General features: G+C 59.6%; 20 protein-coding genes and 1 pseudogene. 5 read left to right on the plus strand and 16 right to left on the minus strand.

What is annotated here, in order from left to right; translation table 11 throughout:
• Positions 1 to 101 precede the first annotated feature (101 nt).
• Complete coding sequence (locus NHU87_RS16655) at positions 102 to 569, minus strand: ferritin-like domain-containing protein (RefSeq protein ID WP_253550811.1); 468 nt, start codon at positions 567 to 569, stop codon at positions 102 to 104.
• Positions 570 to 773: 204 nt separating this feature from the next.
• Between NHU87_RS16655 and NHU87_RS16660 the strand changes: the two genes are divergently transcribed.
• Together NHU87_RS16660 and NHU87_RS16665 are read left to right on the plus strand one after the other, a co-directional pair.
• Positions 774 to 1,010: a DUF3820 family protein gene (locus NHU87_RS16660; RefSeq protein WP_007949456.1), complete on the plus strand. Its 237-nt coding sequence runs from the start codon at positions 774 to 776 to the stop codon at positions 1,008 to 1,010.
• Between the two features lie 25 nt (positions 1,011 to 1,035).
• Positions 1,036 to 2,217: an aminotransferase class V-fold PLP-dependent enzyme gene (locus NHU87_RS16665; protein ID WP_253550814.1), complete on the plus strand. Its 1,182-nt coding sequence runs from the start codon at positions 1,036 to 1,038 to the stop codon at positions 2,215 to 2,217.
• A 2-nt stretch (positions 2,218 to 2,219) separates the two neighbouring features.
• Here the strand turns inward: NHU87_RS16665 and NHU87_RS16670 are convergent, their stop codons facing one another.
• From NHU87_RS16670 to zwf, 4 genes are all read right to left on the minus strand, one after another.
• A complete protein-coding gene (locus tag NHU87_RS16670; protein WP_253550817.1) occupies positions 2,220 to 2,945 on the minus strand; it encodes an intradiol ring-cleavage dioxygenase in 726 nt (241 codons plus the stop codon).
• A 313-nt stretch (positions 2,946 to 3,258) separates the two neighbouring features.
• The gene (locus NHU87_RS16675; protein WP_008072964.1) at positions 3,259 to 3,924 is read right to left on the minus strand and encodes a bifunctional 4-hydroxy-2-oxoglutarate aldolase/2-dehydro-3-deoxy-phosphogluconate aldolase; all 666 of its coding nucleotides are present in this window, start codon (positions 3,922 to 3,924) and stop codon (positions 3,259 to 3,261) included.
• A 17-nt stretch (positions 3,925 to 3,941) separates the two neighbouring features.
• Positions 3,942 to 4,655: a 6-phosphogluconolactonase gene (pgl, locus tag NHU87_RS16680; protein ID WP_253550832.1), complete on the minus strand. Its 714-nt coding sequence runs from the start codon at positions 4,653 to 4,655 to the stop codon at positions 3,942 to 3,944.
• Positions 4,642 to 6,111 (minus strand): glucose-6-phosphate dehydrogenase, encoded by a 1,470-nt coding sequence (gene zwf / locus NHU87_RS16685; RefSeq protein WP_253550834.1) that lies wholly within the window; start codon positions 6,109 to 6,111, stop codon positions 4,642 to 4,644. Before zwf ends, pgl begins: the two co-directional genes overlap by 14 nt.
• 228 nt (positions 6,112 to 6,339) lie before the next feature.
• Here zwf and NHU87_RS16690 point away from each other — a divergent pair, with 228 nt between their 5' ends.
• Positions 6,340 to 7,200, plus strand: a complete 861-nt coding sequence (locus NHU87_RS16690; RefSeq protein WP_173667542.1) for a MurR/RpiR family transcriptional regulator — start codon at positions 6,340 to 6,342, stop codon at positions 7,198 to 7,200.
• Positions 7,201 to 7,317: 117 nt separating this feature from the next.
• On the opposite strand, the pseudogene NHU87_RS16695 reads toward NHU87_RS16690, so the two are convergent.
• The 11 genes and pseudogenes from NHU87_RS16695 to edd all read right to left on the minus strand — a co-directional run bounded on the left by NHU87_RS16695 (position 7,318) and on the right by edd (position 21,099).
• Positions 7,318 to 8,171: pseudogene (locus tag NHU87_RS16695) on the minus strand (D-hexose-6-phosphate mutarotase).
• A gap of 216 nt (positions 8,172 to 8,387) precedes the next feature.
• Positions 8,388 to 9,734: a carbohydrate porin gene (locus tag NHU87_RS16700; RefSeq protein WP_253550836.1), complete on the minus strand. Its 1,347-nt coding sequence runs from the start codon at positions 9,732 to 9,734 to the stop codon at positions 8,388 to 8,390.
• Positions 9,735 to 9,953: 219 nt separating this feature from the next.
• Positions 9,954 to 11,114 carry an ABC transporter ATP-binding protein gene (locus NHU87_RS16705; protein WP_123719264.1) on the minus strand — a complete coding sequence of 387 codons (1,161 nt, stop codon included), beginning with the start codon at positions 11,112 to 11,114 and terminating at the stop codon, positions 9,954 to 9,956.
• Between the two features lie 3 nt (positions 11,115 to 11,117).
• A complete protein-coding gene (locus tag NHU87_RS16710) occupies positions 11,118 to 11,963 on the minus strand; it encodes a carbohydrate ABC transporter permease (protein ID WP_253550838.1) in 846 nt (281 codons plus the stop codon).
• Positions 11,956 to 12,864, minus strand: a complete 909-nt coding sequence (locus NHU87_RS16715; RefSeq protein ID WP_253550840.1) for a carbohydrate ABC transporter permease — start codon at positions 12,862 to 12,864, stop codon at positions 11,956 to 11,958. The genes NHU87_RS16710 and NHU87_RS16715 overlap by 8 nt, the downstream gene beginning before the upstream one ends.
• 166 nt (positions 12,865 to 13,030) lie before the next feature.
• The gene (locus tag NHU87_RS16720; RefSeq protein WP_253550842.1) at positions 13,031 to 14,338 is read right to left on the minus strand and encodes an ABC transporter substrate-binding protein; all 1,308 of its coding nucleotides are present in this window, start codon (positions 14,336 to 14,338) and stop codon (positions 13,031 to 13,033) included.
• Between the two features lie 117 nt (positions 14,339 to 14,455).
• On the minus strand, positions 14,456 to 15,715 hold the full coding sequence (locus NHU87_RS16725; protein WP_253550844.1) for a D-mannose isomerase: 1,260 nt from the start codon (positions 15,713 to 15,715) through the stop codon (positions 14,456 to 14,458).
• 237 nt (positions 15,716 to 15,952) lie between these two features.
• Entirely contained in the window at positions 15,953 to 17,380 is a 1,428-nt protein-coding gene (locus tag NHU87_RS16730; RefSeq protein WP_437180834.1) for an ATP-binding protein, read from the minus strand.
• A gap of 31 nt (positions 17,381 to 17,411) precedes the next feature.
• A complete protein-coding gene (locus NHU87_RS16735) occupies positions 17,412 to 18,143 on the minus strand; it encodes a response regulator (RefSeq protein WP_008006907.1) in 732 nt (243 codons plus the stop codon).
• Positions 18,144 to 18,325: 182 nt separating this feature from the next.
• Positions 18,326 to 19,276: a glucokinase gene (locus NHU87_RS16740; RefSeq protein WP_253550848.1), complete on the minus strand. Its 951-nt coding sequence runs from the start codon at positions 19,274 to 19,276 to the stop codon at positions 18,326 to 18,328.
• Positions 19,273 to 21,099: a phosphogluconate dehydratase gene (gene edd / locus NHU87_RS16745; protein WP_253550850.1), complete on the minus strand. Its 1,827-nt coding sequence runs from the start codon at positions 21,097 to 21,099 to the stop codon at positions 19,273 to 19,275. Before edd ends, NHU87_RS16740 begins: the two co-directional genes overlap by 4 nt.
• A 219-nt stretch (positions 21,100 to 21,318) precedes the next feature.
• On the opposite strand from edd, the gene gap reads away from it, so the two are divergent.
• Both gap and NHU87_RS16755 read left to right on the plus strand, forming a co-directional pair.
• On the plus strand, positions 21,319 to 22,320 hold the full coding sequence (gap, locus tag NHU87_RS16750; protein WP_253550852.1) for a type I glyceraldehyde-3-phosphate dehydrogenase: 1,002 nt from the start codon (positions 21,319 to 21,321) through the stop codon (positions 22,318 to 22,320).
• Positions 22,321 to 22,500: 180 nt separating this feature from the next.
• Positions 22,501 to 22,965 carry a methylglyoxal synthase gene (locus NHU87_RS16755; RefSeq protein WP_253550854.1) on the plus strand — a complete coding sequence of 155 codons (465 nt, stop codon included), beginning with the start codon at positions 22,501 to 22,503 and terminating at the stop codon, positions 22,963 to 22,965.
• The last annotated feature ends 29 nt before the right edge of the window (positions 22,966 to 22,994 follow it).

The raw sequence follows: 22,994 nt of genomic DNA on the forward strand, positions 1-22,994 counted from the left end.
AAGAACAAATTATTAGCTAGCTATCTATATCCCGTCCAGCGTTAAATCCCGAATACAAAAAAACGCCAGACTGGCTGGCGTTTTTGACGGATAACGAACGCTTATGAGCGTGCGCGAGCCTGGTTACGCAGGGCTTTAACCTGATCGTGGTTGCGTTGCACGCCGTGATACTGGCGTTCAACGATGTCACGAATGCTCACCAGGTTGTTCTTGTTAATTTTTTCCAGTGCGTCCTTGTAAGCCTTCTTCGCGTGGTCTTCACCGCGTTCGGCTTCGTTCAGTACCGCCTCGTCATCCTTGCCGGTGAACATCGACTTCACGTCGACCCAGCGACGATGCAGATCGCCACTGACGCTGGTGGAGGTTTCCGGATCACCGCCCAAAGACCGCACGGTGGCCTGCAGCTCGGCAGCGGCAGAGGCGCAGTCGGCGGACCGCTGAATGAACAGGGTTTTGATTTCTGGATTTTTGAGGTCTTCAGCGCAAGTCTTGAACCCTTCCTGACCGTCTTTACAGGTTTCAATCAGGTCGTTGAGTACAGAGATCGCTTCTTTATTGATGTCAGTCATTTTTCAATTCCTTGCGGTTGATGAAAGATGCAATAAGTAGTTGCACCCTGCATGCCAGCTTTGAATTGACGGTTTTTTACTTATATTTCAATTAGTTGGCTTTTAACGCGAAAATCGGTATCCGCTTTTTTGCATGATCTGTCATTTGGCCTGCATGCAGAATGCCTGTATTTTCCAGACTGCTTTGAATGAAGACGACTGATGATGAATCCCGAAAAGCTCGAACTGCTGATTACCCGCGAAATGCCCTTCGGCAAATACAAGGGCCGCATCATCGCTGACCTGCCCGGCCAGTACCTGAACTGGTTCGCTCGCGAAGGTTTCCCCCACGGTGAACTGGGCGGCTTGCTGGCCTTGATGCAGGAAATTGACCACAACGGTTTGTCGGAGCTGCTCGAACCGCTGCGCGCCAAACACGGCAAACCCGCCCCTCGCCACTGACCCGCCCTATCTCATCGAGTTGCTCATGCCCGATAACACCCGCCGTTCCCGCGATGAAGCCTTTTGGCTGACCTTTGCCGACCGCTATGCGGTCGAACCCGGCCCCCTGAACCTGGAGAATGGTTACTTCGGGCGCATGTCACGCACCGTGGTCGAGGAGTATCAGCGCAACATCGAGCTCATTAACCGCGGCAACTCGGTGCATGTGCGCCAGCGCTTCGAACAGGGCGAAAGCGTCGACATTCGCGCGCAACTGGCCGAGTTGATCGGTGCCCCCGCCGAAGCCGTCGCCCTCACCCGCAACGCCTCGGACGGCCTTCAATCGCTGATCCGCAACTACAACCGCCTGGAACCGGGCGATCAGGTGCTGATAGGCGATCTGGAATACGACACGGTCAAGGGCGCGATGCGTTGGCTGGCGTGCGCTCGAGGCGTGGAAGTGATCGAGATCGAACACCGCCACCCCGCCAGTTTCGACAGTTTACTGACCACTTACCGCGAAGCGTTCGTGCGTTATCCGCGTCTGAAGTTGATGGCCCTGACCCACGTCACCCACCGCACCGGGCTGGTCATGCCGGTGCAGGCAATTGCCGCCGCCGCCAAAGAACACGGCATCGACGTGATTCTCGACGGCGCCCATGCCCTCGGCCAGATCGAGTTCAACCTCGATGAGCTGGGCATCGCCTTTGCCGGCTACAACCTGCACAAATGGATCGGTGCGCCGCTGACTCTGGGCTTCATTTACATCGCGCCCGAGCGCCTGGCCGATATCGATCCGGACATGGGCGAGATGCATTTCCCGAGCACCGACATTCGCGCCCGCACGCCCTACAGCACGCCCAATATTCCGGCCCTGCTGACCCTGCCGCTGGTGTTCGAAGAACATCGCGCCATGGGCGGTTCCGTCGCCAAGGGCATGCGGCTCAATTACCTGCGCAACCGCTGGGTCAATGCCGTTCGGGGGTTACCGGGGATCGAAGTCATGACCCCGGATGACCCGCGCCTGTATTGCGGCATCACCTCGATGCGCTTTACCCGGCATGCCGATCAGCAGGCGATGGTCGAGCGACTGCTCAACGACTACAACCTGTTTACCGTGGCGCGCAGCGGTGCGGCGTGTGGCCCGTGCATCCGCATTACGCCAGGGTTCACCACCACCGCCGCCGACATGGATTTGCTGGCCCGGGCGCTGACTGAATTGCGCTGACGTCACACGGTGTATTTGTCGAAGTCTTCGGGCTTGATTTGCGATGACAACGCAAACGTGTCGACACCGATGGTCATGTGGCCGAAAAAGCCGTCTTCGCTCGAGTCTCGACCGATGGGGTGGACGTTCAAGGTCGAGGCTGCACCGCCCATGCCCTGATAGAACTCATCCTGCTCGTTGTTCAGTGCGCAGATGCCACGCCCACGGTACTCGCGGGCTTTAAGTACTGACCGCGAGGCCACCTCGGGAAAGTACAGCTGGCCGACCCAGGCGACATGGCGCTCTTCCAGGTAGTTGTTGCCGGCCGTGATCCGTACCGCCACATGAATATGCAGGGCGCGGCCGGCATAAAAACCCGGGTAGATGGTGGTAAATCGCACCACGCCCTGGTGATCGGTAAATTGCCCGCCGCGCAGGTAGGTATCGTCATCGGTGCGCGGGATCGACCCGATATCACCGACGTCGACTTCCTTGTCCGGGTCGACCTTGCCCCAGCCCGAATACGCCCCGCGCGCGTTGCAATGCCAGATATCGACCACCGCCCCGGTGACCGGTTGACCGGTCATCGCATCGACGATCGTCAGCCGCAGCACCAAGGGGATGCCATCCATGCCTTCGCTGATGTTTCGTCTGATCAGTTTCGGGTTTCGAAAATACGGGCCGGCGATCTGTTCGGGTGACAGTTGGCAAGCCGGTCGCGGGAATGTAATTGCAGTGTTGTCGTCCATGACGTTCTCTCTTCCATAAGATGAACGCAGGTTAACGCTGGACGAGCGACGAGATGCGGTAACTATGTATCGCATGATGTCCTGTAGGAGCGAAGCTTGCTCGCGAAGGCGTCGGTACATTCAGTATTGATGTAGCTGGAAGACCGCCTTCGCGGGCAAGCCTCGCTCCTACAGGTTCTATTTGTGCAAAAAAACGGCGTTTGGCTGAGTGGCAGTCATAAGGGGTTTATTTCAGGCAAAAAAAACGGTGCACCGACCAAGTGCACCGTAAAGCCGTAGAACACACAACGAAGTGTTTGGTAAATCCGGTTAATCAGTCCAGCAGCGCCAACGCCTCGGCGGTGCACTCCTGGATGCGGGCCCAGTCGCCGTTCTTGATCCACTCGGGGTCAAGCATCCAGCTACCGCCTACGCACATCACGTTTTTCAGCGCCATGTAGCTCTTGATGTTGGCCGGGCTGACGCCACCGGTCGGGCAGAATTTTACTTCGCCGAACGGGCCGCCCAGGGCCTTGATGGCTGCGACGCCGCCGCTGACTTCCGCCGGGAACAGCTTGAAGCGGCGATAACCCAGGCTATAGCCTTCCATGATGCCGGAAGCGTTGCTGATGCCCGGCAACAGCGGGATCGGACTACCGACACTGGCTTCAAGCAGGTCACGGGTGATACCCGGCGTGACGATGAATTGCGAACCGGCCGCTTCGGCAGCGGCCAGCATGCTGCGATCAAGCACGGTGCCGGCACCGGTCACCAGTTCCGGACGCTGCTCGCGCAGGATCTGGATCGCCTTGAGGCCGAACTGCGAACGCAGGGTCACTTCCAGCGCCGTCAGGCCACCGGCCGCCAGGGCGTCGGCCAACGGCAGTACGTCCTGCTCACGAGCGATGGTGATCACTGGCAGGATCCGCGCCTTGGCGCAGAGGCTGTCGATCAGGGCAACTTTGTCCGCCATGGAAACGGTCGGGGATGTGTTTGTCATAGCGGCTGATCCTTGGTTCATGGGCACCAGTAAATCTCTAACGTAGGTTGCAGAAACGCCCGAATCGGCATGGCGGCGACATCGTCACCGGCCAGTGCGGCATTCAGGGTGGTCAGCTTGGACTGACCGGAAATCGATAGAACGGTGTGCTTCGCCGACGCCAGCAGAGCGCGACTCATGGTCAGGCGTTGATGAGGCACGGTCGGCGCCAGCATCGGCCAGCAGCGACGGGTACCGTCGACTTTCAAGGCATCGGCCAGGTTCGGGCTGTTGGGGAACAGTGACGCGGTATGACCGTCGTCACCCATGCCCAGCACCAGCACGTCGATCGGCGGCAATTCGGCGAGCAAGCGATCAGCCTGCTCGGCGGCCTGTTCCAGGTTGGCGGTGGCGCTGTACAGGCTCAGAAACTGAGCCTTGGCCGCCGGGCCTTGCAACAGGTAACGCTTGAGCAGACCGGCATTGCTGTCGGCATGTTCCACCGGCACCCAGCGCTCGTCGGCCAGGGTGACGACAACCTTGGACCAGTCCAGCGTCTGCTTGGCCAGGTGCTGGAAAAACGCCACCGGGCTGCGTCCACCGGAAACCACCAAGGTCGCGGTGCCGCGCGCGTCGATCGCATCACTCAGTTGCTTGGCCACATTCAGCGCCAGGCCTTCGGCCAGCAGCACCGGGCTTTTGAACTCATGAGCGCTGACGCCCTGAGGCAGTTTCAATTCAGATATCGCCATACCACGACCTCCCGTCCCGCGTAATCAGTGCAATGGAGCTCATCGGCCCCCACGACCCGGCCGCGTACGGCTTGGGCGCATCACCGGATTTTTTCCACCCGGCGATCAACTGGTCACACCACTTCCACGCGGCTTCGATTTCATCTTTACGGACAAACAAATTCTGATTGCCGCGCATCACTTCCAGTAACAACCGCTCGTAGGCGTCGGGAATCCGCGCGCTGCGATAGGTGTCGGAAAAATTCAGCTGCAACGGACCGCTGCGCAGCTGCATGCCCTTGTCCAGGCCTTGTTCCTTGGTCATCACGCGCAAGGAAATGCCTTCGTCCGGTTGCAGGCGGATGATCAGTTTGTTGCTGATCTGCAAGCGCTGCTCGGGGGCGAAGATGTAGTGCGACGGTTCCTTGAAGTGGATGACGATCTGCGACAGCTTCTGCGGCATGCGCTTGCCGGTCCGCAGGTAAAACGGCACGCCGGCCCAGCGCCAGTTGCGAATGTCGGCACGCAGGGCGACGAAGGTTTCGGTGTCGCTCTGGGTGTTGGAATTAGGCTCCTCCAGATACCCGGGTACCGATTTGCCTTCGCTGTGGCCGGCGATGTACTGGCCGCGCACCACTTGAGTGGTCAGGCCTTCCGGGCTGATCGGTGCCAGCGCCTTGAGGACTTTGACTTTCTCGTCGCGGATGCTGTCGGCGGACAGGTCGGCCGGCGGGTCCATGGCGATCAGGCAGAGCAGTTGCAGCAGGTGATTCTGGATCATGTCCCGCAGTTGCCCGGCCTTGTCGAAATAGCCCCAACGGCCTTCGATCCCGACCTTCTCGGCCACGGTGATTTCCACGTGGGAGATGTAATTCTGGTTCCACTGGGTTTCGAACAGGCTGTTGGCGAAACGCAGGGCGATCAGGTTTTGTACGGTCTCTTTGCCCAGGTAGTGGTCGATGCGGTAAGTGCGGTTCTCCGGGAAGAACTGCGCCACGGCGTCGTTGACCTTGCGCGAGGATTCCAGGTCCGAACCGATGGGTTTTTCCAGCACCACGCGGGTGTTTTCGGTCAGGCCGACCTTCGACAGGTTCTCGCAAATAGCGCCATAAACCGCCGCCGGGGTGGCGAAGTAGGCAATCACCCGCTGGGCACTGCCAGCCTGCTCGGCCAGGGCGACGTAATCGTCAGCCTTGAGGAAGTCGACGTGCAGGTAGCTCAAACGGGCCAGGAAACGCTCGACCACCGCTTCATCCAGCTCTTTGGCGCCCACGTAGCGGCGCAGCTCAGTGGCGATGAATGCCAGGTGTTGCTGCTCGCTGCCGGGCTCACGGGCCAGCGCGATAACGCGCGTATCCTCATGAAGCAGGCCAGCACCATCGAGTTGATAAAGGGCAGGAAACAGCTTGCGCAGGGCCAGATCGCCGAGTGCGCCGAACAAGGCAAAGGTGCAAGGTTCAACCGTAATCGAAGGCATGATGTTTGTTCTTTTATCAAGTTAAGCTACAAATACCTTTTTTCAAGGCATCACTCAAGGGAAAATGTAGTAATAACCACAACATTTTCGCAAAATACAGATTCCGAGTGGTGGTCGGTCGGAGCCATCAGTAGGATAGGCCACCGTTATGGGCCGTATCAAAGGCCCAATTTGCATTAGCCGAACGCTTATTTGCGCTGCTGACCTAAGGAACATGTAATGGACCGCGTGCGAAATTTACTGGAACAGATCCAGAATCGCCTTGAAGACCTGAACAAGGCGGAACGCAAAGTCGCCGAAGTGATCCTGCTCAACCCAGAGCAGGCCACCCGGTTCAGCATCGCCGCCCTCGCCCAGGCCTCAAAGGTCAGCGAGCCGACGGTCAACCGTTTCTGCCGCTCGTTCGGCGTCAGCGGTTATCCAGAACTCAAACTTCAGTTGGCCCAAAGCCTGGCCAGTGGCGCGGCGTATGTCAGCCGCGCGGTTGAAGCCGATGACAATCCGGAAGCGTATACGAAGAAGATTTTCGGCAGTGCCATCGCCTCGTTGGACAGTGCGTTGCAGGCGCTTGACCCGAACCTGATCAGCCGTGCCGTCGACCTGTTGATCCAGGCCCGGCAGATCCACTTCTTCGGCCTCGGCGCCTCGGCCCCGGTGGCGCTGGATGCGCAGCACAAGTTCTTCCGCTTCAACCTGGCGGTCACCGCCCATGCCGACGTGCTGATGCAACGCATGATCGCCTCGGTGGCCCACACCGGCGAGTTGTTCGTGATCATTTCCTACACCGGCCGCACCCGCGAACTGGTGGAAGTGGCGCGCATTGCCCGGGAAAACGGCGCTTCGGTGCTGGGCCTGACGGCCGAGGGTTCGCCGCTGGCCAAGGCCAGTACGTTGAGCCTGAACATTCCGCTGCCGGAAGACACCGACATCTATATGCCGATGACGTCACGGATCATTCAGCTGACCGTGCTCGATGTGCTCGCCACCGGCATGACCCTGCGCCGGGGTGTGGATTTCCAGCCGCATTTGCGCAAGATCAAGGAAAGCCTGAATGCCAGTCGGTATCCGATTGGGGATGAGTTTAATTAATCCACCTTAAAAGATCGCAGCCTCGCTTCGCTCGACAGCTCCTACAAGGGATCGGCGTAAACCTGTAGGAGCTGTCGAGCGAAGCGAGGCTGCGATCTTTTGATCTTTTAATCTTTTTCACGCCCCAACCCGCGCCTGCAAACTCAAATGCGCCCGCTCTCCCGGCGCCAGGCACAGGCTATCGGTGCCGCCGCTAGCCGCTTCCACACAGACGAACTCTAAAACCTCGTTCCAGCTCACGCCCAGCAACGGCCGCGAGCCTGGATGCCAGACCACCGTGTCTGCATGGTCACCGGTATCGATGCACAGTTGCCGCTGCCAGGCGTGATCCTTGAGCTGCAATTCGCCGTCATGCTGGAACACTCGCTGACAACCGCCGTCGACCCGCAACTCGCCTTCCTGCTGGCAAACCTGGCGGCTTAACTGGTCGTAACCTTGCGCGCCGTCGAGCCCAGACAGCGCTACCTCACCCACGTCACCAATACGCCAATAGGCGTGCAACGCCTGGCTCAACTGGCACGGCATGTCGTCTGATGCTCGGTGCTCAGGTGCAAATCCATGCGTTCGCCCAGGTGTGCGTGCAAGTCCACTTGCCAGTCGCACAGCTGTAACTGCCAGTGCAGGTGCACGCCATCGTCATCACTGCTGCTGTCGAGCAGTTTCCAGTCGAGCAAACGCGCCCAGCCATGGGACGGCCAGGCGTTTTCGCTCGGATGACGGCCATACCACGGCCAGCACACCGGCACACCGCCGCGAATCGCACCGACATGCGGCCACTTCGCCGCGCACCACAACCAGGGTTTCTGACCCTTGGGCTGAAAGTGCAGCAACTGCGCGCCCTGCCGACTGAACACCGCCTGACACAGCGGATGGTCGATCACCAGCACATCGCGCATCTGATAGCGCTCCCACGCAAACACCGGACGTTCGCGCAAGGATTTGAAGAAGCGTTGTAGCGGATGCTCAAGCATGTGCCACGGTCCTGAAAATCATTTTTCTACCTGATCGTTCCCACGCTCTGCGTGGGAATGCATCCCGTGACGCTCTGCGTCACATACGATGAGCGGCGTTACCACGCAGAGCGTGGGAACGATCTGTCCAAGGGGTATGCGGCCCCCCAAAAAAAAGCGGACAGCCATGGCCGTCCGCAAAAATGCGCACATAGAGAGGAGCTTATCGCAACAGCGTTAGAACACCGACTGAATTTTCAGACCAGCCACCAGAGCATTGTCGACTTCATCCACACCGCCCGGGTGAGTGATGTATTGCAGGTTAGGACGTACGGTCAGCCAGTTGGTAACGTGGAAGCCGTAGTTGATCTCGTAGTTGTACTCGGTGGACCGCAACGGCGAGAACAGCGGATCGTTGTAGTCGCTGACACCATTGGCGGCGTTGACCAACTCGGCGTTCTTCTTCACGTCCTCGTTGACATGGATACGGGCAAAACCGATCCCGACGTCATCTTTTGGACGTGCGTCGAATGGGCCCTTGTACACAAACATCAGCGACTGATAGTTGTCGACGATGTTGGTGTCCTTGTCGTGGAAAGTGGCGTTGGCCGCGATGTTCAGACCGCGCGAAGCGTCCCCGTTGTGGGTGGTGAGTTGTTGCTGCGCCACGAACCAGTAGCCGGACTTGCTGCTGTGGCTGCGATAGGCGTTGCCGCTGGTTGCCGCATCATTGCCGTCTTCGTCTTCACGAACGTCATCGGCCTTGGCTGTACTCTTGTAGTAACCCACACGGTATTCGCCCGGCAGGTTGTTGACCTTCGGTGACCAGACCAGTTCGACCGGCAAGACGGTACCCTCGGTACCACTGCCGCTGAGCTTGAAGCCGTTACCGTGTTCCAGTTGCGACGGGTTCTGGTTGTACGCGCCGATCTGCGCATAGAATTCAGGCGTGATGTTGTACTTCACGCGAATTGCCGCCTGCATGACCGGCCAGTTGTACCAGATGTTGGTCGCCCAGTTACCCACTTGGGAACCGCAGAACGCCAGGTTCTGGAACTCGCAAGGGAAGGTGTTGAAGTCTTCACCTTCACCAAAGTAACCGGCCTTGATGTCCAGTTTATTGTCGAGGAATTGATGCTGGATCCACAATTGGGTCAGACGGACCATATGGCCACGGCCGTAGACTTCCTGGGAGGAACTCAAAGTGCCGGCACGCGGGTCGCCGACGCGATCATTGGAGATGTTCTCACCGTTACGGTTGGTGAGCTGAATCTTGGCCTGGGTATTATCCCAGCCCCACAGTTTTTCCAGGTCCAGCGCCACGCCCAGGCCAAACTGGTCGGCGTAACGCGCCGTCTTGTCGTCGTTGTAGCCGCCATGCAGATTGGCGCCCATTTCACCGACGTAGTCGGCCTTGATGTCGATGCCTTGTTCGATCAGCCTGGTCCTTGCGCCACCCCAATCCCCGGTCATCCACTGCGAGTCGGCACTGAACGCGTCAGCCGCGTGTGCGCTACCGGCCAGCATCATTGCCGCAATCGCTGACAACTGGCAGATAAGCTGAGCGTTGTTGTTCTTCTTCATCCCTACATCCTCGTTTTATTGTTATTAACTGTTTTTATCTAACGCGGTTTACAACGGTTGCGGCGGATGTCCCCATCTGCCGCGAATCCCCCTGTGGAAGCGGCTTGTGTGGGAGCTGGCTTGCCTGCGATGCAGGCGACTCGGTTTAATGTCGAACCGAGTTGATGCCATCGCAGCGGTGCGGCGATCCGACAAGCCAGCTCCCACATTTTTTGATCTTCAGCGGCCTTTGAATTGGGCGACGTTGGCACTATGAGCTTCAGCTTTCGGCAGGCCGGCCACCCCCAGGCGTTCACCAGTCTTGGCGTCGAACAACAGCACTTTCGATGGATCGAATTGCAGGGTCAGGGTCTCGCCCACGGCCGGCGCCACGTCCGGTGCCAGGCGGCAGCAGACTTTGGTGTCGTTGAGGTTGACGAACACCAAGGTGTCGGGACCGGTCGGTTCGGTGACCTGCACTTCGGCGCGGATGGTCGGCAAACCATTCGGCTCGCCGTTCGCCAGCACGATTTGCTCCGGGCGCATGCCGAGGATCACTTCGCGGTCTTCAAGCCCGGCGTCCTGCATGCCCAGCGGCAATTCGCAACGCGCCTGACCGCTGTCGAGCAGTGCGACCAGACGACCTTCCTTACGCTGCAAACGCAGAGGAATGAAGTTCATTGGCGGCGAACCGATGAAGCTCGCCACGAACAGGTTGGCCGGGTTGTTGTAGATGTCTTTTGGCGTGCCGAACTGCTGAATGATCCCGTCCTTCATCACCGCCACTTTGTCGCCCAGAGTCATGGCTTCGATCTGGTCGTGAGTCACGTAGACCGTGGTGGTTTTCAGGCGCTGGTGCATCAGTTTCATTTCGGTGCGCATCTCGACCCGCAGTTTGGCGTCGAGGTTGGACAGCGGTTCGTCGAACAGGTAAATCTTCGGCCGCCGCGCCAGCGCCCGGCCCATGGCCACGCGCTGTTGTTGACCACCGGAGAGCTGGCCCGGTTTACGGCTGAGCAAGTGTTCGATTTGCAGCAGCTTGGCGACGCGAGCGACTTCTTCGTCGATTTCGGCGGTGGGCATTTTGCGAATCTTCAGACCGAACGCGATGTTGTCGCGCACGCTCATGGTCGGGTACAGCGCGTAAGACTGGAACACCATGGCGATGTCGCGATCTTTCGGGCTCATGCCGCTGATGTCGGCGTCGTCCACCAGAATCGCCCCGCCGCTGATGTTTTCAAGTCCCGCGATGCAGTTCATCAGCGTGGATTTGCCGCAGCCCGATGGGCCGACCAGGATCAGGAATTCCCCGTCATCGATCTTCAGTTCGATGTTTTTCAGGGTGTCCGGCAAGCCAGCGCCGTAGGTCTTGTTGACGTTGCGTAATTCGAGAGTTGCCATGTTCTACCCCTTGACCGCGCCGGACGTCAGCCCACGCAGGAAATACTTGCCAGCGAATATGTAGACCAGCAGTGTCGGCAGCCCGGCGATCATCGCGGCGGCCATATCAACGTTGTATTCCTTGGTCCCGGTGCTGGTGTTGACCAGGTTGTTCAGGGCCACGGTAATCGGCTGGGCATCGCCACTGGCGAAGACCACGCCGAACAGGAAGTCATTCCAGATTTGCGTGAACTGCCAGATCAGGCAGACCATCACGATCGGGATCGACATCGGCAGCAGGATCTTCCAGAAAATTGTGAAGAAGCCCGCGCCATCCAGTCGCGCCGCCTTGACCAGCGCATCCGGAATGCTCACGTAGTAGTTGCGGAAGAACAGCGTGGTGAACGCCAGGCCGTAGACCACGTGCACCAGCACCAGCCCGGTGGTGGTGTTGGCCAGGCCGATCTTGCCGAGGGTGAACGAGGCTGGCAGCAGCACGGTCTGGAACGGCAGGAAGCAGCCGAACAACAACAGGCCGAAGAACAGTTGCGAACCACGGAAGCGCCACATCGACAGCACGTAGCCGTTCATGGCACCGATGAACGTAGAGATCAGTACCGCCGGCACAGTGATTTTCACCGAGTTCCAGAAGTAGCTGCCGACACTGTCCCAGGCCTTGATCCAGCCAATACCGTCGATCACGCTCGGCCAGCTCAACAGGTTGCCGGTGCGGATGTCTTCCGGGGATTTGAAACTGGTCAGCAACATCACCACCAGTGGGACCAAATAGATCGCAGCGGCCAGCAACAACGTCGCGTAAATGGCAATGCGGCTGAAGCTGATCGCCGGTTTTCCGAGTTGATTACTCATGGCGTTTGCCTCGCAATTCGGAGTACAGGTACGGCACCAGAATCGCCAGGATCGCGCCGAGCATCATCATGGCGCTCGCCGAACCAATGCCCATCTGGCCACGGCTGAACGTGAAGGAGTACATGAACATCGCTGGCAGGTCGGATGAATAGCCCGGACCACCCGCAGTCATTGCTGCCACTAGGTCGAAGCTCTTGATCGCGATGTGCGCGAGGATCATGAAAGCGCTGAAGAACACCGGGCGCAGGCTCGGCAATACGATCTTCAGGTAGATGGTCGGCAGGCTCGCGCCGTCGACTTGCGCCGCGCGGATGATCGATTGATCGACGCCACGCAGGCCGGCCAGGAACATCGCCATCACAAACCCGGAGGCTTGCCACACGGCGGCGATCACCAGGCAATACACCACGCGATCCTGATCCACCAGCCAATCGAGACGGAAGCCTTCCCAGCCCCAGTCGCGCAGCATTTTGTCCAGACCCAGGCCTGGGTTGAGCAGCCATTTCCACGCGGTACCGGTGACGATCATCGAGAGCGCCATCGGGTACAGGTAAACGGTGCGGATGAAGCCTTCCTTGCGAATGCGCTGATCCAGCAGCACGGCGAGGAACACCCCCAGCACCAGACTGATGCCGATGAACATGCCGCCGAACACCGCGAGGTTCTTGCTCGCGACCCACCAGCGATCGTTGTCCATCAAGCGAATGTATTGCTGCAGGCCGACCCACTTATAGCTCGGCATGAAGCTGGAATTGGTGAAGGACAGAACAAATGTCCAGAGGATGTAACCGTAAAAACCAACCAGGACGATCAGCATGCTCGGCGCCAAAACCAGTTTGGGGAGCCAGCGCTGCAATGCGTCGAACGGTGAGGCTTTGCTGAAAACCGCCACAGAGCTCATCGGGATAATCCAGGTGAAGAAGTGAGGATCACAGAGCGATCCTTTGTAGGAGCGAGGCTTGCCCGCGAAGGCGGTGTAACGGGTGACAAATGTGTTGAATGTCAGACTGCTTTCGCGGGCAAGCCTCGCTCCTACAAGGGGAGCGCTCTCAGATATGTGCCGAAGATTACTGGGCAGCTTTGACAGCCGACGCCAGTTGCGCGCTGGCCTTGGCCGGGTCAGCGTTTTTGTCGTTCATGAAGTTGGTGACCACATCAAAGATCGCGCCCTGCACGGCCAGGGATGTGGCCATGTTGTGCGCCATGCTCGGTTGCAGGCCGCCGGTCTTCTCGTCTGCCAGGAAATCCTTGGCCGCCGCTTGAGCGCAAGAATCGAAGCCCAGCGCGCTCATGTCGTTAAGCATGTCGGTACGCACCGGGATCGAGCCTTTGTTGATGCTGAAGACTTTCTGGAAGTCTTTGCCCAGAGCAACCTTGGCCAGGTCTTGCTGGGCGGCGATGTCACCTTTGCGATCGGCTTTGAGCTTGAACACAGCCATCGAGTCGATGTTGTAGGTGAAGGCTTTTTCGGTGCCCGGGAACGGCACGCACTGGTAGTCCTTGCCCGCGACTTTCTTGGCGGCGGTCCATTCGCTTTTGGCCCAGTCGCCCATCATCTGCATGCCGGCCTTGCCATTGATGACGTCGGCGGCAGCGATGTTCCAGTCACGACCGGCGCGGTTCGAGTCCATGTAGCCGGTGATTTTTTTCAGCTCGGTGAAGGCCTTGGCCATCTCGGGGCCGGAGAGGGTTTTCTGATCCAGGTCGACCAGCGCTTTCTTGTAACCGTCGGCGCCCATGACCGAGAGCACCACGTCTTCAAACACGGTGCTGTCCTGCCAAGGCTGGCCACCGTGAGCGAGCGCGATGAAGCCGGCGGCTTTGAGCTTGTCGCCAGCGGCATAGAATTCTTCGAGGGTGGTCGGCGCTTTTTCGATCCCGGCTTTCTTGAAGACTTCCGGGTTGATCCACAGCCAGTTGACGCGGTGAATGTTCACCGGCACGGCGACGTAATCGCCTTCGTATTTCACGGTGTCGGAGACTTTCTTGATCAGCAGGTTATCCCAGCCTTCGGACTTGGAAACCTCTTTGAGGGTGTCGGTGCTGAGCAGGCCAGTGCTGCCCCACTCCTGGATATCCGGCCCCTTGATCTGGGCAACGCCCGGCGGGTTACCGGCGACGGCGCGGCTTTTGAGTACGGTCATGGCCGTGGAGCCGCCACCGCCGGCGACTGCGCCGTCTTTCCAGGTGAAGCCGTCTTTTTCGACTTGGGCCTTGAGCACATCGACGGCCGCTTTTTCACCACCAGACGTCCACCAGTGAACGACTTCCACCGAACCTTTGGCATCGGCGGCAAGGGCACTGACGGGGAATGCCGCAACGGGAAGCAGAGAAGCGAGAGAAATGACAGTAGCGAGGCGAGAAATCGCATTCATCTAGTAGTACCTTTCTTGTTGTTATGCATGCAAGTCTGGTGCTTGCGCTACATAGGATTCTAAACAGGGGATGCCCCTTCGCAGGTAACGAAGGGACGCGCGAATGTCACCACATGGTTACACAGGAATGCTCTGGGACAATTGCGCCAGCGCAGTGGCCATGCTCGGCGCCAACGGCAGGCGCGGGATCAATACGGCTTGCCAGGCGTGATACAGGTCGGGTTTGCCGGCCCAGATATCGGCGCTCGGACGGTTCAGCGGATCGAGTTCATGGTGCCAACTGCCATCGCAACGGTCGATGAAATGACTGTCACAGAATTCCCAGAACAGTCGGTACCAGCGCTCGTATTGTTCATCACCGGTGCGTTTGAGCAGCGCACTGGCCGCGGCGCTGGCTTCGGCGTGGGTCCAGTGCAAGCGATGGCGAACCACCGCGCGGTTATCCCAGTCGAGGGTATAAACAATGCCCGGCGCACCGTCGACGTCCCAGCCGTGACGGCAATTGTGCTCGAAGAGTTTTTGCGCATCGGTGGCGAGCCAGCCCGGCGTGAGTATCCCGGCCTGCACTCGCGCCGCTTCAAGATGCAGCAACAGCCGCGCCCATTCGAAACCATGACCCGGCGTGGTGCCGTAAGGACGGAAACCGTCGGCCGGGTTGTCGTGGTTGTAGTCGCGTAGCGGCTGCCAGTCGCGGTCGAAATGCTCGACCACCAGGTAATCGTTGGCCGCGGCGTGATCGTGAATGACGCGCTCGACAATGCGCTGGGCGCGAATCAGCCAGCGGTTGTCCTCGGTGACATCGGCCAGGGCGAGGAAGGCTTCGGTGGCGTGCATGTTGCTGTTGGCGCCGCGATAGGCTTCTTCTTCATTCCAGTCGCGGGTGAAGGATTCGCGCATGGCGCCCTCCTCCTCGCACCAGAAATGCGTGTCGATGATGTGGATCGCATCGTCGAGCAAGGCTTGTGCACCGGGACGCTGAGCGACCACTGCAGAACTCGCGGCCAATGCCACGAAGGCATGCAGGTAAGCGGCTTTGCCGGTATTGCCGTCGCGGTGTTCGGGCGTGGCGAACCAGCCTCCGTGTTCGGCATCACGCAGCGGCCCGCTGAGGGCCTGGATGCCGTGATCCACCAGCTCGGCAAAACCCGGCAGGCCCTGGATATGGGCCATGGCAAAGCTGTGAGTCATGCGCGCGGTGTTCATGGTTTCGGCTTGTGCGTTGGCCGGGAGGCGACCCTTTTCATCGAGATTTCCGAAACCTTCGGCAAGCTTTGAAGCCTTGGCAAACGCCAACAGGCGCAAGCCTTCGGCGGCGAGCCATTGCTGATGGGCAGGCGCGTTCAGCCAACTGCTGAAGGCAGGTTGGAAGGTGTCCATGGGAGTACCTTTTTTGTTGTTATGACTGGGGGCAGTCTAAACAACGGGGGGTGACGGGCAGGTAACGAAGGGGGCGAGTTATGTCACCGAGTTGTGACATTTGCCTTCAGGCATGTGTTGAATGATCTGACGCCATCGCGGGCAAGCCCGCTCCCACAAGGTTTTGCACATATTTTTGAAAATGCAGGTAATCCTGTGGGAGCTGGCTTGCCCGCGATGAACGATAACGCGGTGCCGCTAATCAATACTGCGCGGCAACTGCAACGTCACCCGCAACCCGCCTTCACGCAGGTTTTGCAGGCTGACTTCACCGCCATGGCTATGGGCAATATTGCGTGCAATCCCCAGCCCCAAGCCGTAACCCTGCTGCTGCCCGGCCAAGCGGAAGTGCGGCTCGAACACTTGCTCCAGTCGCTGCTCCGGCACGCCCGGCCCTTCATCGTCGACATGCAGGACAAACGCGCTTTCGTCGTCATCGATGTGCAGATGCGCGTTCCGCCCATATTTCAAGGCGTTGTCGATCAGATTGCCAATGCAACGCTTGAGCGCCAACGGCTTGCCGGGATACGGCGCCAGCGCCCGGCCATCCTGGGTCACGCGGCCGTTGCCGTTAGGTGCCAGATACGGTTCCACCAGACAGTCGAGCACATGATTGAGATCCACCGGCTCGATGTTCTCGTGGATGTCGGTATCTTTCACGCATTGCAACGCACCCTTGACCAGCAGCTCCAGCTCATCCAGATCACGACCGAACTTGGCTTGCAGCTTTTCGTCTTCAAGCAATTCCACCCGCAGTCGCAGCCGGGTAATCGGTGTGCGCAAGTCATGGGAAATCGCGCTGAACAACTGGCTGCGTTCGGTCAGGTAACGGCTGATACGTTCGCGCATCGCATTGAAGGCGCGGCCCACCTCCACCACTTCACTGCCGCCGCCCTCGGCCACCGGTTCGACTTCGGCACCCAGAGACATGTCCCGCGCCGCCCGCGCCAATCGCTTGAGCGGCCGGCTCTGCCAGTGCACCAACAGGCCGATGAACAGCAGCAGGAAACCGCTGGTGAGCACGATGAACCAGACCTGCTGCGCCGGCAGGCCTTGTTCTTCAAGACTGGTGTAGGGCTCGGGCAACAGCGAGGCGATATACAGCCACTCGCCCGGTGCCATCTGGATTTGCGTGACCAGCACCGGCGGGTTCACCGGCTCCAGGGTCAACGCGTAATGCGCCCAGGAGCGCGGCAACTCATCGAGCTTCAGGCCGCCGTTGAAAATCCGCAGGTCTTCGGGGCTGACGAACGTCACCGAAATGTCAGTGTCCTGGCCCAGCGACTGACGCAGCACTTCGTCCACCGCTTTGAGCACCGCTTCTTTGCGCGGGGTGATCGGCAGCACTTCCATCCCTAAGGGTTTGTCGTTGAGCGTCACCACGAACCGGGTGCCGCCCATGCTGCGCAATTGATCGAGTACCAAGGGCCTGAACGCCACCGGCAACGAGCGGAAATAACTGACGCTGGCGGTCATCGAATGCGCCAGGCTGCGGGCACTGGTGACCAAACCTTCAAGCTGCGTGGCGCGCAATTGCGAGACCCAGATCACGCTCGACAGCGCCTGGGCGAACAACACCGCCAGCAGGGTCAGCAGCAACATGCGCCCGAGCAGCGAGCGCGGCACCGGCACCCGCCCGGCGAGCTTGCGCAGGAAATCAGTGACCATTGCTGGCAACCACGTTGGCTGCCAGTTGGTAGCCACTGCCGCGCACGGTACGGATCAGCCGCGGCGGTTTTTCGGTGTCGCGCAGGCGCTGGCGCAAACGGCTGACCGCCATGTCGACAATGCGATCCAGCGGCATCAGGTCACGGCCACGGGTGGCGTTGCCGATGGTGTCGCGGTCGAGGATTTCCTGGGGGTGATCGAGGAACAGTTTCAGCAGCGCGAAATCGGCGCCTGAGAGAATCACTTCCTCCCCGTCGATGTGGAACAGTCGATGGCTGACCATGTCCAGCCGCCAATCATCGAAGGCCAGCACTTCACTGCCGGAACGCTCCTGACCGAACTGCGCGCGGCGTAACAGGGCTTTGATGCGCGCCTGCAATTCACGGGGGCTGAAGGGTTTACCAAGGTAGTCGTCGGCGCCCAGTTCGAGGCCGATGACGCGGTCGGCCTCGTCGGAACTGGCGGTGAGCATGATGATCGGCACATGGGCCTGACGCGGGTGCTGGCGGATCCAGCGGCAAAGGCTGAAACCGTCTTCATCCGGCAGCATCACGTCGAGAATCACCAGATCGCTCGGCGCCTCGTTCAAGGCCTGACGAAACCCTGCACCGTCGGGCGTGGTACGAACCTGGAAACCGGCGCGGGTCAGGTAGGTGTCCAGCAACTCGCGTATCTCTTGATCGTCATCGACCAACAAAATCGACTTGTTGACTGAGCTCACGGGGCGGCGTCCTTGTTGTTTGAATTAGGTGGGTTATGCCTGATCGATCGTGGATCTATGGTGTCTGTTCCGGCCTCTTCGCGGGCAAGCCTCGCTCCTACAGGTTTTCGAGCGGCCACCAATTTCGTGGACGGCACCATTCCTGTAGGAGCGAGGCTTGCCCGCGAATGGGGCGACGCGGTCTAAGCTTGATCCAGCGCCACACCCGCGCCCACCAACCCGGAATAAGGCGCCGTCACCAGCCACACCGGAATGCCTTTGAAGTAATCGCTCATGCAGCCCTTGTCGGCGAAGCAACGGGCGAAACCGCTTTTGATGAAGAAATCGGCAAACCGTGGAATCACCCCGCCAACGATATAAACGCCACCGCGCGCACCGGTGGTCAGCACGTTGTTACCGGCCACGCGACCGAGCCAGCAGCAGAACTGCTCGAGCACTTCCAGGGCAATCGGATCGCCCGCCAGCCCGGCCGCCGTAATCGCCGCAGGCGTGTCGAGCACCGGCGTATGACCGTCCACCGCGCAGATCGCTCGGTAGACCCGCGGCAAACCACTGCCGCTCAATGCCGTTTCAGCGCTGACATGGCCGATCTCATTGAAGATGTGCTGCCACAGTTGGGTTTCTCGCAGACTGCTCAGCGGCAGATCGACGTGACCACCCTCCCCCGGCAGCGGGGCAAACCGGCCCCCGCCCAGATCGAGCAACGTGCCCACGCCCAGGCCAGTGCCCGGGCCGATCACTACCGCCGGCCGCAACGGTTCCGGCGTGCCTTCGCAGACCACCCGGAAATCGCCCGGCTGCAAGCGCGTCATGCCCAAGGCCATCGCCGAAAAATCGTTGATCAACAGCAGTTGATCCACCTGCAAGGTCTTGCAGAAACCCTTGCGACTGAGCCGCCAGTGATTGTTGGTGAACTTGAATTCATCGCCGCTCACGGGGCCTGCCACCGACAGGCACACCGAACCGATCGAGCCCGGCGCCAGACCGAGCCCGCTCAGGTAGACCGCAATGGCATCGATCGGGCTGGCGTGATCTGCCGTCGCCAGCACCTGGACCGATTCCAGTTGCTGGTTTTTCCACAACGCGAAACGTGCGTTGGTGCCACCGATGTCACCGACCAGAGCCAGTTTCAATTAAGCGTCTCCAGGGCAGAAGTAAAGGCGCTGGCGCCTTGCTCTGCGGAGCTGAAGGCCATGCGCATGAAACCAAACAGTTCGCGACCGCTGCCAATGTTGTTGCCCAACAGACCCTTGGCAGGCTCGCGCGCTGCGAATTCTTCGGCGTCCACCTTAAGCTCCAGGGTGCCTTTGACGCCATCGACGCGAATGATATCGCCCTCTTGCACTCGCGCCAAAGCGCCGCCCACATAAGCTTCCGGACTGACGTGGATCGCCGCCGGGATTTTCCCCGAGGCGCCGGACATACGCCCGTCAGTCACCAACGCGACTTTGAAACCGCGATCCTGCAGCACGCCGAGGAACGGCGTCATCTTATGCAGTTCCGGCATGCCGTTGGAGCGCGGGCCCTGGAAGCGCATCACCGCGACGAAATCCTTCTCGAGCAAACCGGCCTTGAACGCATCGGCCAGGTCCTGTTGATCCTGGAACACCATGGCCGGTGCTTCGACGATCTGGTTTTCCAAAGCGACGGCGGAAACTTTCATCACGCCACGGCCGAGGTTGCCTTCCATCACTCGCAAGCCACCCTCTGCCGAGAATGCGCGAGCGACCGGACGCAGGATGGTTTCGTCGAGGCTTTCGATCGGGCCTTCGCGCCAGACCAGTTCACCGTTATCAAGAAACGGCTCCATGGTGTAGCGGCTCAGGCCGTGGCCGAGCACGGTGTTGACGTTTTCGTGAAGCAGGCCGGCTTCCAGCAGTTCGCGGATCAGGAACGACATGCCGCCCGCTGCCTGGAAGTGGTTGATGTCGGCTTTGCCGTTCGGGTACACGTGGCTCAGGGTCGGCACTACCTCGGAGAGGTCGGCCATGTCCTGCCAGGTCAACTGGATGCCCGCGGCCATGGCGATGGCCGGCATGTGCAGGGTGTGGTTGGTCGAGCCTCCGGTGGCGTGCAGGGCCACGATGGAGTTGACCAGCGAACGCTCATCGACGATTTCGCCGATCGGCATGAAGTCGCCGTTCTGCTTGGTCAGGCGGGTGACCTGGTGCGCCGCTTCGCGAGTCAGGGCTTCGCGCAATGGGGTGTTCGGGTTGACGAACGAGGCGCCCGGCAAGTGCAGGCCCATGACTTCCATCAGCAACTGGTTGGTGTTGGCGGTGCCGTAAAAGGTGCAGGTGCCAGGGCTGTGATAGGACTTCATCTCCGACTCCAGCAGCTCTTCGCGCGTCGCCTTGCCTTCGGCGTAGCGCTGACGCACATCGGCTTTCTGCTTGTTGGAAATGCCCGAAACCATCGGCCCGCCCGGCACGAAAATCGTCGGCAGATGACCAAAACGCAAGGCCCCCATCATCAGGCCCGGCACGATCTTGTCGCAGATGCCGAGCATCAGCGCGCCGTCGAACATGTTGTGGGACAGCGCCACAGCGGTGGACAGCGCGATCACTTCACGGCTCGGCAGGCTCAGTTCCATGCCCGGTTCGCCCTGAGTCACGCCATCGCACATCGCCGGGGTGCCACCGGCGAACTGGCCGACGGAGCCGATTTCGCGCAGGGCTTTTTTGATCTGTTCCGGGAAGACTTCGTACGGCTGGTGCGCCGAGAGCATGTCGTTATATGACGAAACTATGGCGATGTTGGCGGAGTTCATCATCCGCAGGCTGTGCTTGTCCTCGCTGCCACACCCGGCCACGCCATGGGCGAAGTTGGCGCATTGCAGCTTGCCGCGCATCGGGCCGTCGCTGGCGGCGCCGCGGATCAATGCAAGGTAAGCCTCACGCGTGGTGCGGCTGCGGGCGATAAGCCGTTCGGTGACCTCAAGGACGCGGGGATGCATGTGTAGAACTCCAGGCTAACGGATGTGGCGACCTGATTGTCTATGCTGATCGAGCACCGCTGTGATTGGGATGACAGACGGTTTTCTTGATCATTCGGACCAGTTGATTCAGGTCACTCGTTGTAGATAAAACAAAATATTGCCACTAAAAAGGCTTGTTTTCTATTTTTTTGCGAATAATCTTGTAATTCCAACAACAAAACGACGGCGGCGCTGTAAATGACTCTTCGAATCGCAATCAATGGTTTTGGCCGTATCGGCCGTAATGTCCTGCGCGCACTGTATACCCAAGGTTATCGTCAGGATCTGCAGATCGTAGCGATCAACGATCTGGGCGACAGCTCGATGAATGCCCATCTGCTCAAGTACGACACCGTTCACGGTACTTTCGATGCCGAAGTCCAGCACGATCAGGAAAGCCTGACCGTCAACGGCGACCGTATTTCGGTCAGCGCCATTCGCAACCCGGCCGAATTGCCTTGGGCTGCGGAGAAAGTCGACGTCGTGTTCGAATGCACCGGTCTGTTCACCGACCGTGCCAAAGCCGCCGCGCATATTACGGCCGGCGCGCGCAAAGTGATTATCTCGGCCCCGGCCAAAGGCGCCGACGCCACCGTGGTTTATGGGGTTAACCACGACATTCTGCGCCAATCGCACCAAATCATTTCCAACGCCTCGTGCACCACCAACTGCCTGGCCCCGGTAGCCCAGGTGCTGCATCGCGAGCTGGGCATCGAAAGCGGTCTGATGACCACCATCCATGCCTATACCAACGACCAGAACCTGACCGATGTCTATCACACCGACCCGTACCGCGCCCGTTCCGCCACCCAGAACATGATCCCGAGCAAGACCGGCGCCGCTGAAGCCGTGGGCCTGGTGCTGCCGGAACTGGCGGGCAAACTGACCGGCATGGCGGTGCGTGTTCCGGTGATCAACGTGTCGCTGGTGGACCTGACCGTGCAGCTCAAGCGCGAAGCGTCGGCCGATGAAGTCAACGCGATGCTGAAACAAGCCAGCCAGCACTCGAAGATCCTGGGTTATAACACCCTGCCGCTGGTTTCCAGCGACTTCAACCATAACCCGCTGTCGTCGATCTTCGACGCCAACCACACCAAGTCCAGCGGCAAACTGCTCAAAGTGCTGGCCTGGTACGACAACGAATGGGGCTTCTCCAACCGCATGCTCGACAACTGCCTGGCGCTCTGCAACGCAGAATAAATAGCTGTGTCGACGCGGCCCCGGTAGGAGCTGCCGCAGGCTGCGATCTTTTGATCTTGATTTTTGCCGGCCTCACAACCGCCAAGATCAAAGATCGCAGCCTTCGGCAGCTCCTACGGGTATTTGCAACACCAAAAAATGCGTCGTCGCTGGAGCATTACGCTTGGGGAGCAGCCTCCGATGATCGGTATCAGCTTTACGCAAAAAACCCTGGCTGCGCGCAAGCGTATCGCCCTGGTTGCCCACGACCACTGCAAAGTATTTTTGCTGGATTGGGCCGAGCGGCAGAAAAACAAACTCGCGCAACATGAACTGGTCGCCACCGGCACGACGGGGTTGTTGTTGCAACAACGCCTCGACTTGCCGGTGGAAAGCATGATCAGCGGTCCGCTGGGCGGCGACCAGCAACTGGGCGCGCGAATCGCCGAGCAGCGAGTCGATATGCTGGTGTTCTTCTGGGACCCGTTCGAACCGCAACCCCACGACCCGGACATCAAGGCGCTGCTGCGGGTCGCGGCGGTGTGGAACATCCCGGTGGCCTGCAACGAATGCAGCGCCGATTACCTGCTCAGCAGCCCGATGATGGATCAGGCTCACGAACACCGCATCCCGGATTACGCGACCTATCTGCAGGGTCGCGGGTAAAGCTTCACAAATCAGCACTTGACCATTCG

The organism is Pseudomonas mandelii, from assembly GCF_024138395.1.
Taxonomy (GTDB): domain Bacteria; phylum Pseudomonadota; class Gammaproteobacteria; order Pseudomonadales; family Pseudomonadaceae; genus Aquipseudomonas; species Aquipseudomonas mandelii_E.